Raw genomic sequence first — 14,429 nt, forward strand, 5'->3', positions numbered from 1 at the left:
TTTACCTTTTTATTTATTAAAAATTATTAAGTCATTCCAAGAATCTCTTTTATTTCCTCTATTGTCATATTAGACTGTGTCGCGTCCCCATCAAGAACACTGGCAACTAGATGTTTCTTACTTTCTTGTAACTCTAAAATTTTCTCTTCGATTGTTCCGCGTGTAATCAAACGATAGACCTCAACATTTTCTCGTTGCCCTAAACGATGAGCACGACTAATCGCTTGCATCTCTACAGCTGGATTCCACCAAAGGTCAATCAAGACAACAGTATCAGCTCCCGTCAAGTTCAAACCAACCCCACCTGCTTTTAAAGAAATCAATACTAGATCTTTTGAGCCATTATTAAATGCCCTTGTAATTTCTTGGCGTTGATCAGCAGGTGTAGAACCTGTGATTTTATAACTTGTCAGACCAATCTTGGTCAGCTCCTCTTCTGCGATATCTAACATTCCTCGAAACTGAGAAAAGACCAGTGCTCGGTGACCACTATCTTTAATTTGTTGCAAGAGCTCTCTTAAACTGTTAATCTTTCCTGACTCTCCTTCATAAGTCATAAAAAGTTTAGGAGTATCACAAATCTGGCGTAGCCTAGTGATACCTGATAAAATCTCAATTTTACTGCGATTAAGATCAGAATCTGAAGCACCTTTAATTCTTTCTTGCATTTGTCGTAATTGTGCGAGATAAATCGCTTTTTGACTATCTGCTAACTCATTGGCATAAGTCGTTTCTATCAAATCAGGTAACTCAGGTAGAACATCTTCTTTTTTACGTCGCATCACAAAAGGTTTAATATAACGCGATACAGTCTTTGGATCTAATTTTAAAAATGTTTTCTTATTAGGAAGTAATCCTGGTAAAACAATCTGAAAAATCGACCAAATTTCCAAAAGCTTATTTTCCACAGGTGTTCCAGATAAAGCAAAGCACTGCTTGGCTTCAAACTCTCTTAAATGTTGAGCAATCTTGGTCTGAGTATTTTTCATCACTTGTGCTTCATCTAAGATTAAATAGTCAAACTGATACTGACGATAAACTTCAAAATCTTGCCTAAAAGAAGTATAACTCGTGATGGTGACCTGATGTGCTTGCTGAATAAGCACATCGCGGTTAACTTTAGAACCGTAAGCGACAACCACGTCTAAGTCTGGTGAGAACTTTTTAAATTCATCTTGCCAATTATAAATCAGACTGGAAGGGGATAAAATTAAGACCTTAGATGCCTTAGTTAATTTAGAGGATAAAAAGGAAATGGTCTGAAGGGTTTTTCCTAGTCCCATATCATCTGCTAAAATCCCACCAAAACCATAGTGATCTAGCATAGATAGCCATCTAACTCCTGATAATTGGTAATCTCTCAACTCCGCTTGAACTCTTAAACTTGGAAGAGGGTAATTTTCTGGGTGTGTTAAGTCCTGTGCCATCTTTTTAAAATCATCTGAGAAGCTAATATTAGATATATTTTTAAAATGATCTGCAATTTGATAAGCGGCTACTCCTGATAACTCTAAATGCCCATTGACTGCTGTTTTGGCACGTAATTTTTGGAGGACTTGAGCAACTTTTTGAGTCTCTTCATCAAATAAGATCAACTTTCCTGATTGACTAATAAAATAAGGTGCATTTTGATACAGTGCTGTCAAGGCCTCATCTACATCATCTTCTACAATATTAGAAAAATCAAATGAAACATCTAACAAACTTCCCTTGGTTGCTATTGACACTCTTGGTTTTTCTTCTAAATGGAAACCTGCTAAGGTATCACCGATATAGACTTGACCGATTTTTCTAAAACGATTAAGCGTTTCTTCAAAAAAAGTATATAAGTCAGATGGTAAAAGTGGGGCGCGATAGGCTGAAAAATATCCCTCGAAACCTACTTGTGCCATTAAACGCTTGATTTTTTCCTCTTTTTTAAAATTACTAGCAAAGGGGAGTGACAACAGACTATCTTCTGTCACTACTTCTAGTTGCCCATAATCATAACGCAAAGATAAACTAATTTCCCCTGTTTTTAAACTATCAAAATAAAATTTAGGAGTAAAATCACGAATTTGAAAAGTTTTAGGAGCCTCAACTTGACCAACCTCTTGAAAATCCAATAAACTAGCTGCTAATTTTGCTTGTTCTTCTAAATTAAAGCGAAGATACTTTACCCCATCCTCATCTATCGGAAGGGTTTTTAAATTAGCCACCAACTTTCTTTGCTTCTGATTCAAATGATAAAAAATACCTTTATAAAAAAGATAGCGGTGATCAAATAAACTACTATAGTCCTTTTCTTTAATCATCAATTCAATGTACTGGCGATGCACGTCAATTTTAAATTGAATCAGCCCTTCTTCTCCCACCAAATCGTGAATGGTAACCTGCTTATAAATTTTATCAGCATAAGTTAATTGAGATTCTGGTAAGGCCTGTAGTAACTCTAAGCCTTCTTCAAAATATCCCAAGGGTAAGGCCAAATGTCTAGAATGATTTGGTAAAATATGTTCACTATCTAAACGATCACCTCGAGGAATCACGCGCCACAAAAACGTAATCAATTCTTGACTTGAGGCATCAAAATTCAACAAAGACAACGGTTCATAATAATTTTTTCCGATTTGATAAAAAGATTCTTCCTCTATGACCAGTAAAAAAGCTCTAATATCACGGATGATATAGCTTCTCTCATCTGGTAAGCGACGAATGCGCAAGGTCCACCAAATATCATTGGTATATAAACTTTGTTCACCAACAGCTAACAATTGGTAACGCAAGGTATCATCATCATTTAGAGATAAGTGATCAAGAAAACGACTTCCAAATGAAGTGATTGCCTGTGTTGCCTGCTTTTCTTTCTTTTCTTCCTTAATACCAGAAACCAGTTTTTGTCCTTCTGAATCATTTTTCATAAAATATTCTAAAGCGGCTTGATGAAGACAGTATTGTTTAGATTTAAAGAAATCACATTGGCAATTAACTTCCTCTGTATCCAAAGAAAATGAAATCATTTTACCATCTACCATCGCTTTAATGACCGAATCTTTTTCTTCTATTAATTCAAATTTTCCCGATTGATATAACTCAATCCCCTCGTTACGAATTCGCCCTGGGATAAGTTTAGCCATACTGATACCTCTTTTTCTTTATCCCTCTATTATAGCATACTTTAAAAATAAAAAAGAAGTTAAGCTGGTCTTAACTTCTTACGATTAGAGTTTGAGATTATTTTTCTGCGTCCATTTTAAGCTTGCCTATCTCAAATAAAAAGTAAGATAAAAATCTTTCTCTACTTCTGTTAGACCAAAGATGGCACATTTATGTTACAGGAGCTTTTATTTTCGTTTACGTGCAATCAAATGAATCGGTGTTCCTTCAAAGACAAAAGCTTGACGGATTTGATTTTCTAAGAAACGAAGGTAAGAAAAATGCATCAACTCTTCTTCATTAACAAAAATCACAAAAGTAGGTGGTTTCACTGCAACCTGAGTAGCATAGAAAATTTTAAGGCGTTTTCCTTTATCTGTTGGCGTTGGGTTAATTGCTATAGCATCCATAATAACGTCATTTAAAACAGCAGATGGAATGCGCATATTTTGATTTTGACTGATGCGTTTAATCATTTCTGGTAATTTGTGTAAACGTTGTTTCGTCAAAGCAGAAACAAAAATAATCGGAGCATAGGAAATGTATTGGAAATTATCACGGATATCATCTTCCCATTGTTTCATGGTATGATTATCTTTTTCTAGCGTATCCCACTTATTAACCACAATGATAATCCCTTTACCAGCTTCATGTGCAAATCCCGCAATACGTTTGTCATATTCTCGAATTCCTTCTTCCGCATTAAGCACCATCAAGACAACGTCAGAGCGATCAATCGCACGCATGGAACGCATCACAGAGTATTTTTCTGTATTTTCATAAACCTTACCAGATTTACGCATTCCTGCTGTATCAATCATAGTAAACTCCTGCCCATCACTATCGACAAAGCTTGTATCAATAGCGTCACGTGTCGTTCCAGCAATAGGACTTGCAATCACACGATCCTCTCCTAAGATGGCATTAATTAAGCTTGATTTTCCGACATTTGGACGACCAATTAAACTAAACTTGATAATATCTGGATTTTCTTCTTCTTCCTCAGTTGGAAGATTCTCTACAATCGCATCTAAAACATCTCCTGTTCCAATACCATGAACAGATGACACAGGATAAGGATCTCCCAAACCAAGTGAGTAAAAATCATAGATATCATTACGCATCTCTGGGTTATCTACCTTATTAACCACTAAAATAACTGGCTTGTGGGTACGGTATAAAATCTTTGACACATACTCATCAGCATCTGTCACCCCTTCTTTACCAGATACTACAAAAACAATGACATCTGCCTCACTCATCGCAATATCAGCCTGGTGTTTGATTTGCTCCATAAATGGTGCATCGACATCATCAATACCACCTGTATCAATGATTGAAAACTTACGGTTCAACCATTCGGCTGTTGTGTAAATACGGTCACGGGTTACCCCTTCAACGTCTTCTACTATAGAGATACGCTCACCTGCGATACGGTTAAACAAAGTCGATTTTCCGACATTCGGACGCCCGACAATAGCGATAGTTGGTAAAGCCATAATACTCTCTTTCTTGTTACAATAGTTTATGTTTTTTTAATAATTTTTCTGTTTCTTTTTGCTCAGCCTGTCCAAATTGTGAAATCAGGCGTTCAGACCAAGTTTCCGTTTGACGATCACCCGCATAAATCCTTTGGACTTCATCATAAGCCAGCACTACAGATGAATCCTGTTCCTTATACACTTCATCAAAGACGACAGCTTCTTTTGGTAAGCGTGGTTTAACAGGATGTTCTTGCGCAGGTTCTCCAAGTGCAATACAAAAAATAGGATAAGTATATTCTGGAAGGTTAAAGCAAGTCGCGACTTCCATAGCTTTGTGGCGAATCATCCCAATGAAAACACCTCCGTATCCCATACTCTCTGCTGCAAGGAGACAATTTTGTCCCGCTAAACTTGCATCAACAGAGGAAATCAAAAGATTTTCACTCCCTCTAGCATCAAAAGCCGTTTGATGTAAATCAGCTGCCTTACTTGCTCGGTTCAAATCACCTACAAATAATAAAATCGCCTGAGCTTGCAAAATAGCAGGTTGAGGGGTGAGTTCGTAAAGTTCCTCTTTTTTCTCTGCAGAGGTAACAACAATGATAGAATAGGATTGAAAATTTTTCCACGAAAATGCTGCTCTGCCTGCCTCAATAATCTGATCTAATTCATCAGCTGCTATTGGACGATTAGTAAAACGCCTAACAGAAGTATGTTTTAACATCAAATCAATCATATCTGTCATCTACGATTCTCCCCTTCTAAATGCAATTCTGTAGCCAAATAACGTATGCGTTCCATCACACGCTTGGCTTCCCAAACCTCACCATCAGCTTTGCCAGAAGATAATTTTTTCTCCAAATCAGCCATACTATAATTAGACGTAAAAAAGGTTGGCAGATTTTCAAGCATACGGTACTGTAAAATAACTTGTAAGACCTCATCACGTATCCAAGCACTAGCTTGTTCTGCACCAATGTCATCTAACACTAAAATTTCAGCCATTTTAATGCGATCAATTTCTTCTTTGACATTCCCTGTTTTGATGGCATGTCGAATATCAATCGCAAAGCTTGGAAAATGAAGCAAAGTGGTACTTAACCCTTTTTTCTCAGACAAATCTCTTGCTAAGGCAGCTAACATAAAGGACTTGCCAACCCCCATGTCACCATAAAGGTATAGACCTTTTGTTATCTGAGGAAAATGCTCTACAAAACTCACAATAGCTTCAAAAGCTTCGATACGCTTAATATCATCAAGCATAATATCTTCTAGCCCAATCTGCTTATATGACTTAGGGAGATTGACCAGATGAATACGATCGCTCACTGCCTGTTTTTCCTGCGCTTGATGATGTTCTTTCGTTTCCTTATAAGAGACATCAGCATAGCCTTCGTTCATCACTAATATGGGCTGATAGCCTTTAGCAACATAAGCCTCATCACCACGATTAAAACGATCACGCTCCATACGAAACTGATTCAGTTTGGTTAAACTCAACTGTACCTGATCAGGAGTTAGACCTTGCTCTTTTATAAATATGGCCACGTCTGGATCTTTTAAAATCTGCTCTTTTAGCTCTCTTGGGTTAAAACGTGTGGGGTATTGGATGCTTATCTTTTCCATCTAGTCCTCCTTTCCCAAATCTCTCAGTCGCTCTAGGGCTTTTTGCCGATAGGCTTCTAGTTTTTCTTGCTCATCTTGACTGGTTTGATTTTGATAATTTTGATTACTCCATTTAGGAATATTGGTTTTATTCGTTTTTTCTTTTGCTTGAGATTTTTTCTCTCCTACAGACCGAAGGTGCTTGATCGCATCATCAGCTCGCGAAATCCCCTTGCTCACAAAATCATTGGCTAATTTTAGCACATAGTTTTTATGCAAATTAGCAGATTGAGTCTTATTCATGGTATAGAGTACCATAATGTTAATCACTTCATCAAGCAATCCCATCTGAGCCATTTCTGCTAAAATTTTAACTTCATCTCTAGTCACTATTGCCTGCTTTGGCTTTTTAATTTTAGCTAAAAATACCTCAGGGCTATCTTCTCTAGCTTCTTTGATGACAATTTTTTCTTTCTCACTAAAGTCATTGGTAGAAGGGGAATTCTGACTTTCCTTTTTGGCCACCATTCGTGAAACTAAAATCTTATTTTGACTAGCTGTTTCTCTCGCCAATTGATAAGTATCATACCATGTTAGTTTATAACGCTCAGATAGGTTAAAAATAGCTACTAGATCCGTTTCTTCATCCGTAAAACTAAGTCCATCTCTTCTCATCAACCGTTTAAAACTATCTAAGTCAAAATAGTTTTTAGCTACCTTTGGATGCTCTGATGGAACAATTTCTCCTTGATTTCCAAATACTTCCGAAAACTTCTTAGAAAGATTTCTAGCTTCTGGAATCTCTTCGTCCATCTCAGAAACTGCAACTTGTCCAATAGCCCCTTCTAATAAATGACGATACAGAGCATGTGATAGGAAATTTTCTTTAGATAAAGGCGCTCTCACATCAATGATATAAGCTTGACGATCTTGATAGAAACGAACAAGATCTAGAGCCGTCAAAACTGCCAAAGCCTCCTCGAATCGTTGCATGTTATAGAGAGTATGATTTAAAATCTCATGAAAGGCATGTCGCTTTTTCCCTTGATCATAGAAGGCCTGTAAATAGCAATATAAAATATAAGCATCAGCTTTAATAATGGGATAATACAGTTGCATCGTCAAAGGATCAGCAACCTCTATCCTCCCTTTATCAAGATAGTAGAAGGAATCATTCGCTCGCATCTTTATCTAATCTCTTTTTCTTTGTGCGCATACTTTTAGTCAACTGGTGCAACAACTCTTCCAACTCATCGACATCTTTAAAGCTACGATAAACACTTGCAAAACGAACATAAGTAATCTCATCTAAATCCGCCAACTCATCCATCACTAGATTCCCAATAACCTCACTGGGAACCTCATTATCATAGTCACTGCGAATCGTCTGCTCAATACGAGCAATAGCTTGATCGATCACCTCAGCTGATACTGGACGTTTTTGAGCACTCCTTATAATACCTGTATAGATTTTCTCGCGAGAAAAGGATTCTCGCGTCCCATCTTTTTTTACCACAACAAGCGGAATATCCTCTATTCTCTCAAAAGTTGTAAAACGGTAATGACACTGGTCACACTCTCGACGACGTCTAATGGTCGTTCCTTCTTCTGCTTGACGACTATCAATCACACTTGATTTATTACAATTACATTTTGGACAACGCATGAAAACACCCCTATCTCCCAAAGAATTCGTATTCTTTATTGTATCATATTTTGAAGCACAATAAAAGAAAGTAAGGTAAGGAAGCCACACCATACGCATAAAGAAAATGCATATAACTCTTTTCTAGTTACACGCATTTTTTTAAATATTTTCATGATATTGACATAATTGCTTTGATTTATCCTCTTTTTCACCTAAATTATAACAAAATTTCATGATAAAAATATAACTGTTTATGAAAAACGTTATCTGAAAACGAAACTTTCTTCATGCGTTTGTCGTGGTAAGACAGTGATTTTAAAGAATACATAAAGAGGTATGACACCAGCCCCTCAATAGAAATATCATCTATGATGCTAATGATCATTTTTCCCTTACAATAGGGATGCGCAACATAAACTCTGTTCCCTTATCAACTTCACTCACAACATCTATCTGACAATGATAAGCTTCCACAATTTCACTCAAAATAGATAACCCAATTCCTAAACCAGCTTGTGTGCTTACACGATGGCGTGACTTATCAGACCTATAAAAGCGCTCAAAAATATGCTGTAAATCTTCTTTAGAAATTCCTTCTCCCTGATCTTTAACCCTGATCAAAGCATACTGTTCCTCTAAACCTATTGATAAGTCAATAACCTTTTTATCTCTAGAATATTTAACAGCATTATCCATTAGGATAGTCAACGCTTGTTCAAAATGATTTTTATACATCTTAATCATAATAGGCTGTGCCATCTGATCACTTAAGGTGATGCCAAAATCAGGGTGTAATCCTTTAAAGTTCCCCACAATGGCGGCACTGGATGTTTGAACTATACAAGTATCATTTTGATGCTGCTCAAAACTTCCTGTAATACGCACCATCTCAAGCATATCATTAATCATGATATTCATACGATTAATTTCTACTGAACTAACCTCTAAGCTCTCTTCTAGAATTTCAGGATCATTTTTCCCCCAACGCTGCAACAAATCTAAATGACCCTTAATCACAGCGATAGGAGTTCTAAGTTCATGACTGACATCGCTAATAAAACGAACTTGGCGATCATTTTGCTCACTCAACCGCTCCAGCATCTGATTATAAATATGAGCTAAACTTTCAATCTCATCGCCAGTATGAATTTCTACACGCTTAGATAAATCTGAAGGATTTTTCACAACCTCACGCATGGAAGCATTTAAAGTATGGACAGGACTTAAAAAACGCCTAGAAAACTCAACAATAACTAGCTGCCCAATAATCAAAATAAAAATTTCCATGATAACCAAAAAGAAAAATACACGGTTACGAAGATTATAATAAACTTGCAAATTTTGAAATATTTGAATATAACCTATAATCTTTTTAGAGTTGGATTTTGCATAAATCGGCTTAGTCAGCACATATCCCTTCACGTTACTGTAGGCCGTTGAATAAATCTCCCCAACATATCGTAAGGTTGGAGGATTTTTTTCAGAATCTGTTGTAAAAATTAATCGCTTTTGACTACTGTAAATATAAGCTTGTTGTGTTGATAGTAAGACCGAAGACAAATCTCTCATTTCTCGAAAAATATGATGTTCTCTAATCGATTCTTGAACCTTCACCACATCAGAATCTCTATGCGTATAAAGATAGTCTGATAAATTATCTAAAGTCAACTCCTTATCAATATCAGATAATTCTGTACTCAACTTTTGACTATTTGCTTGAAGTGTGTCTTTTTCGTGATTTAATAATATATAATTCATAGAAGCATAAGCCAAAATCGTTACAATAGTAAAAATAAACAGAAAAAGGAAAAAAGTCGTCACAGACAATTTTCCTTTTAAACTAGCACGGTGATAATACTCACGTATTTTTTTTAACATTATTTTTCACGTACCACATATCCCATACCACGAACGGTCTGAATGTAGCTTTCACGCCCTGGGACATCAATCTTACCACGAAGGTAACGAATGTAAACATCGACAACGTTAGTCTCAACCGCTTCATCGTATTTCCAGACACGTGAAAGCAACTCCTCACGTGTCATTACTCGATTGACATTGCTCATCAATGCGTTTAGCAAATCAAACTCACGTTTGGTCAATGGAATAGTTGTATCACCACGAACCACTGAACGATTTTGGCTATCAATTTTTAAATCACGATAAATGGCTGAACCATCAGAAGAGGATTTTTCACTTTCAAAATCTTGACGACGGAAAGTCGCACGAACACGCGCTAACAACTCCTCAATTGCAAATGGTTTAACAATATAATCATCAGCACCTCTATCAAGACCAGACACGATATCCATAACGGAATCACGCGCTGTCATCATAATCACATAAGTCGTTTTTTCTTGACGAAGACGGCGTGTCACTTCGTACCCATCCATCTCTGGTAACATCAAGTCTAAAAGAATTAAATCAAAATCTTCATCTATTGCTTGCTCTAGTCCGCTACGACCATCATGAGTAATTGTTACCTCATATCCCTCATGTTGCAACTCCAGAGAAACAAAGCGAGCGAGATTTTTTTCATCTTCAATAATTAAAATTTTCTTTACCATTTTCACCAACCTTCTTCCTTTTAAGATGTGATAGAGTCATCATCACATCTAAACTTAACGCATCGGTATAATTATACTATCTCTTGTTAGTTTTTTCAATCAATTTTATAGCAAACTGAACATTTTACACCACGTCACTCCTCAGTGTCAAATAATTTGCTCAAAGAGGCAAACGGACTCGACTCGGCCTTTTTTTCTTCCTGCAAATCCTTGTATTGACTCTCTGTCAAAACTGACCAAGATTGACCTGAAGGCATCTCATCATTAGTTTCCTCTTGAGCTGTCAAAACTTTCAGTGGAATGTTAAGGATAATATTATCCGCTACACTCTCTGACAAACTGAGGGTCGTTCCATCTAGAACTAAAACTAAGTCCTCATCTACTAAATCTTGTTTAGCAACTAGTTCTTCTGCTGAAACAAAAACCTCTGCAACTTCATAGGAATGTCTTAACTCAACAGGCTTCATGGATCGGCTTGAAGGGAGGACTAAAACATACGATAGTTGGTACTCCAAAAGATATAGTCCATTTTCATAAATCAACTGCCCTTTAGCCAAAATATCTTTGAGATCCAAGATTTCACTGTTACGGTCTTGTAACTCTTCTTTTAAATCCAATTGCTCTTCAAAGGCTATTCCATCAGGCTTTTTTTTTACATCTAAAAGATTAAATATCATAGCTTTCCTTCTATCAACTCATTTAAAGTGATTTGACGTGTTTTTATGATGATTTCTAATATTTCCTGACTAGATCTAGGCTCTGTTTCTTCTAACCAAGTTAAAATGATAGAAACAATACTCATAACACTAAGATTGATAACATACTGATCTGGCAATTCAGGAAATCTATTTTCTAATTGATATTCCTCAAAGATAAACCCTTGAATAAAAGTAATCACTTCCTTTTCAAAATACTTATCTCCATTTAGACCTAATAAACCTCTAAAAAGTTCAAAATGACTTTCAACATAATAAACGAGATAGGCCATTCTAGCGTTAGAGCTTCCATCGGTAGAAAAAGACGGAAATTCTTCTTTAAATTGTGCTAATAAACCTAGTTTTTGACTATTTAAAAAATCCTCTATATCTACATAGTGTAGATAAAAAGTACCTCGTGATAATCCTGCTTTTTTCGTCAAATTAGAAACAGAAACCTTATGAAAGGGAATCTCCTGTAATAACTCTACCAATGCTAAGTCGAGATAACGCCTTGTATTTTCTTTCTTAGTACTATATCCTGTCATAATTTTTTCAGAATAAACACCATGTTAAATTTATATCATAAAATTAACAATATGTCTATTTTTTTGTTCATTATCCTTCTAAATCATTTTTTCCTCACTTAAATTTTATCAAATAAGGGGAAAAACAGCAAATTTTTAGCTTTTTCATTACTTTCACCTTATTTTTGTGTCGCTAGAAGGTACTGATCCTTTATTTTTTTAAGATACAAAAAAATGAGAGCTTTATTTCCCTCACATTATCATTTTAATCTAGAGAAAAGAAAAATCTGGGATCTCCCAGATTTCTGTTTTATCACTAATTATAACACTAGCACCTCAAAATTTAAGTAGGATACTAAGAGTCATCACATCTTTTTTAAACGCTCAATTCTATCGGAGATAGGGGGATGAGTATAAAACAAAGACTGATAGCGGTTTGTTTTTTTAGGGTCATTGATATACAAGGCACTACTAGCATCGTCCACCTCGTGCTCCATCGGTACAGAGTGATCTAATTTTTCAAGTGCACGAATCAGACCTTGAGGATTTCTGGTCAACTCAACACCAGAAGCATCAGCTAAATACTCTCTCTGTCTAGAAATGGCCAGTTGCACTAGAGTGGCAGCTAGAGGCGCTAAGAGAATAGTGATTAAAGAAAAAATCACCATTACTAAGTCTGAACCAGAAGAACGGCTATTATCTTGGCGACGCTGAGAACGACCTGCACCGTACCACATCATTCTCCCTCCCATACTCGAGAGCATGGTGACTGCACTAGCTAAAGCAACCGCAATCGTAGAAATTCGAATATCATAATTTCTAATATGACTAACCTCATGGCCAACGACACCTTCTAGCTCTTCTCTATTCATCACAGATAGTAATCCCGTTGTTGCAGCAACAGCTGCATTTTCTGGACTAGATCCTGTTGCAAAAGCGTTCAACCCTCTATCTTCTATCACAAAAACTCTAGGCATGGGAATTTGGGCTACCATAGCCATATCTTCAACAATATGATAATAATCAGGATAATCCTCAACACTAATTTCTCTTGCACCATTCATAGACATGACCACATTAGTCGATTGAAAAATCATACTAAAAGCGTAGATAATCCCAATAATTAAGGCTACCACCATACCGCCTAAGCTTGAGCGTAACCACAAGTAACCAACTGCTGCGCCTAAAGCGGCTAAAAGTGCAAAGAAAACGATTAGTAGAAAAACTGTTCGCCTTTTATTTTGAGCAATTTGGTCAAATAGCATACCATCACCTCTTAAAAGTTAAACTCAACCTTTGGCACAGCTTTTTCTTCTTCAGGAATTTCTAAAAATTCACTTGGCTTAAATCGGAAAATTTTTGCAATAAGATTACTCGGAAAAGTCTCTAGTTTCACATTATAATTTGCAGTCGTAGTGTTATAAAGCTGGCGTGAATAAGAAATTTTATTTTCAGTATTCGTTAACTCATCTTGCAACTTAACAAAGCTAGCATTAGCTTTTAGATCAGGATAGTTTTCTGCGACCGCAAAGATACCTGACACTTGACGACTTAGCGCATCACTAGCTGCCATCGCTTCACTAGGTGTCTTGGCATTCGCCACCTGTGCACGCAACTCTGCAATACTCTCTAGCGTCTTTCCTTCATAGCTTGCATAACCTTTCACCGTTTCAATGAGATTAGGAATTAAATCATTTCGACGTTTCAACTGCACATCAATCTGACTCCAAGCCTCTGTTGTCTGCATACGACGTTTTACTAAACCATTGTAACTAAAAATTCCCCCTATTACTAAAATAGCAACTACAACTAATCCAATAATGATTCCCATTTTTGTCTCCTTTTTATTTTCTTTCCATTATAGCAAATTTCTTGAAATAAGGAGAAAATATATCATCTCTTTTTTAATCCCGCCACACCTTCTATTTTTATGATAAAATAATCAAGAATAAAGGAGAAACTATGACCAAACAAGAATTTTATACCCTACTAGCTCAATCGGGTTTTGAGCTAACTGATCATCAAAAAAATCAATTTGAACGTTACTTTACCCTCCTCGTTGAATGGAATGAAAAAATCAATCTCACTGCCATCACCCAAAAAGAAGAAGTCTATCTCAAACACTTTTATGATTCCTTAGCCCCAGTCCTAATGGGCTACATCAAAAATGAGCCCATCTCCATCTTAGACATCGGTGCTGGCGCTGGTTTTCCTAGTTTGCCAATGAAAATTATCTGTCCCAACTTGAAGGTTACTATTATTGATTCACTGAACAAACGTATCAATTTCCTCCATCTTTTATCAGAAGAGTTGGGGCTTCAAAATGTACGATTTTTCCACGGTCGAGCTGAGGATTTTGGACAAGATAAGGCTTTTCGTGGACAGTTTGATATCGTAACCGCAAGAGCTGTTGCAAGAATGCAAGTACTATCTGAGCTTACTATTCCTTTTCTAAAGGTTAATGGGCAAGTCATTGCCTTAAAAGCCAGCGCCGCCGACCAAGAATTAGAAGATGCCAAAAGAGCTCTTAACTTGCTCTTTGGTAAAGTTGACATCAGTCAGGATTACCAACTGCCAAATGGGGATGATCGCAACCTTACTATTGTCACTAAGAAAAAAGAAACCCCTAACAAATATCCTAGAAAAGCGGGAATGCCAAATAAAAAACCACTCTAAACCAGTTATTTAGAAAAACAACTTACACGCTATCAACCGAAAATTTCCCTTAATAAAGAGTTCCCATCTTTTAAAGTCCATCTTCACCCTCC

The 14,429-nt window shown here is 36.5% G+C and carries 13 protein-coding genes; 1 reads left to right on the forward strand and 12 read right to left on the reverse strand.

Features of this window, described 5'->3' with window-relative positions:
• Positions 1-26: 26 nt before the first annotated feature.
• From ACEE75_RS08665 to ACEE75_RS08720, 12 genes are all read right to left on the reverse strand, one after another.
• The gene (locus ACEE75_RS08665; protein WP_447574323.1) at positions 27-3,116 is read right to left on the reverse strand and encodes a DEAD/DEAH box helicase; all 3,090 of its coding nucleotides are present in this window, start codon (positions 3,114-3,116) and stop codon (positions 27-29) included.
• Positions 3,117-3,323: 207 nt separating this feature from the next.
• Complete coding sequence (der, locus tag ACEE75_RS08670; RefSeq protein WP_447574089.1) at positions 3,324-4,634, reverse strand: ribosome biogenesis GTPase Der; 1,311 nt, start codon at positions 4,632-4,634, stop codon at positions 3,324-3,326.
• Positions 4,635-4,650: 16 nt separating this feature from the next.
• Positions 4,651-5,364 (reverse strand): NADPH-dependent oxidoreductase, encoded by a 714-nt coding sequence (locus tag ACEE75_RS08675; protein WP_447574090.1) that lies wholly within the window; start codon positions 5,362-5,364, stop codon positions 4,651-4,653.
• On the reverse strand, positions 5,361-6,245 hold the full coding sequence (dnaI, locus tag ACEE75_RS08680) for a primosomal protein DnaI (RefSeq protein WP_354369828.1): 885 nt from the start codon (positions 6,243-6,245) through the stop codon (positions 5,361-5,363). Before dnaI ends, ACEE75_RS08675 begins: the two co-directional genes overlap by 4 nt.
• Positions 6,246-7,409 carry a helicase loader gene (locus ACEE75_RS08685; protein ID WP_447574091.1) on the reverse strand — a complete coding sequence of 388 codons (1,164 nt, stop codon included), beginning with the start codon at positions 7,407-7,409 and terminating at the stop codon, positions 6,246-6,248. It abuts the gene before it with no gap.
• On the reverse strand, positions 7,396-7,890 hold the full coding sequence (gene nrdR / locus ACEE75_RS08690; RefSeq protein ID WP_354369830.1) for a transcriptional regulator NrdR: 495 nt from the start codon (positions 7,888-7,890) through the stop codon (positions 7,396-7,398). The genes ACEE75_RS08685 and nrdR overlap by 14 nt, the downstream gene beginning before the upstream one ends.
• A gap of 363 nt (positions 7,891-8,253) precedes the next feature.
• Entirely contained in the window at positions 8,254-9,750 is a 1,497-nt protein-coding gene (locus ACEE75_RS08695; RefSeq protein WP_447574092.1) for a HAMP domain-containing sensor histidine kinase, read from the reverse strand.
• Positions 9,750-10,439 (reverse strand): response regulator transcription factor, encoded by a 690-nt coding sequence (locus ACEE75_RS08700; protein WP_447574093.1) that lies wholly within the window; start codon positions 10,437-10,439, stop codon positions 9,750-9,752. Before ACEE75_RS08700 ends, ACEE75_RS08695 begins: the two co-directional genes overlap by 1 nt.
• 134 nt (positions 10,440-10,573) lie before the next feature.
• A complete protein-coding gene (locus tag ACEE75_RS08705) occupies positions 10,574-11,113 on the reverse strand; it encodes a DUF177 domain-containing protein (RefSeq protein ID WP_447574115.1) in 540 nt (179 codons plus the stop codon).
• Positions 11,113-11,682: a TetR/AcrR family transcriptional regulator gene (locus ACEE75_RS08710; protein WP_447574094.1), complete on the reverse strand. Its 570-nt coding sequence runs from the start codon at positions 11,680-11,682 to the stop codon at positions 11,113-11,115. Before ACEE75_RS08710 ends, ACEE75_RS08705 begins: the two co-directional genes overlap by 1 nt.
• Positions 11,683-12,026: 344 nt before the next feature.
• Positions 12,027-12,926, reverse strand: coding sequence for a zinc metalloprotease HtpX (gene htpX, locus ACEE75_RS08715; RefSeq protein ID WP_447574095.1), 900 nt, complete (start codon positions 12,924-12,926; stop codon positions 12,027-12,029).
• An 11-nt stretch (positions 12,927-12,937) separates the two neighbouring features.
• Positions 12,938-13,492, reverse strand: a complete 555-nt coding sequence (locus ACEE75_RS08720; RefSeq protein WP_447574096.1) for a LemA family protein — start codon at positions 13,490-13,492, stop codon at positions 12,938-12,940.
• A 131-nt stretch (positions 13,493-13,623) separates the two neighbouring features.
• On the opposite strand from ACEE75_RS08720, the gene rsmG reads away from it, so the two are divergent.
• Entirely contained in the window at positions 13,624-14,337 is a 714-nt protein-coding gene (rsmG, locus tag ACEE75_RS08725; protein WP_447574097.1) for a 16S rRNA (guanine(527)-N(7))-methyltransferase RsmG, read from the forward strand.
• The last annotated feature ends 92 nt before the right edge of the window (positions 14,338-14,429 follow it).

This window comes from Streptococcus sp. 11273D007BT (assembly GCF_053547195.1).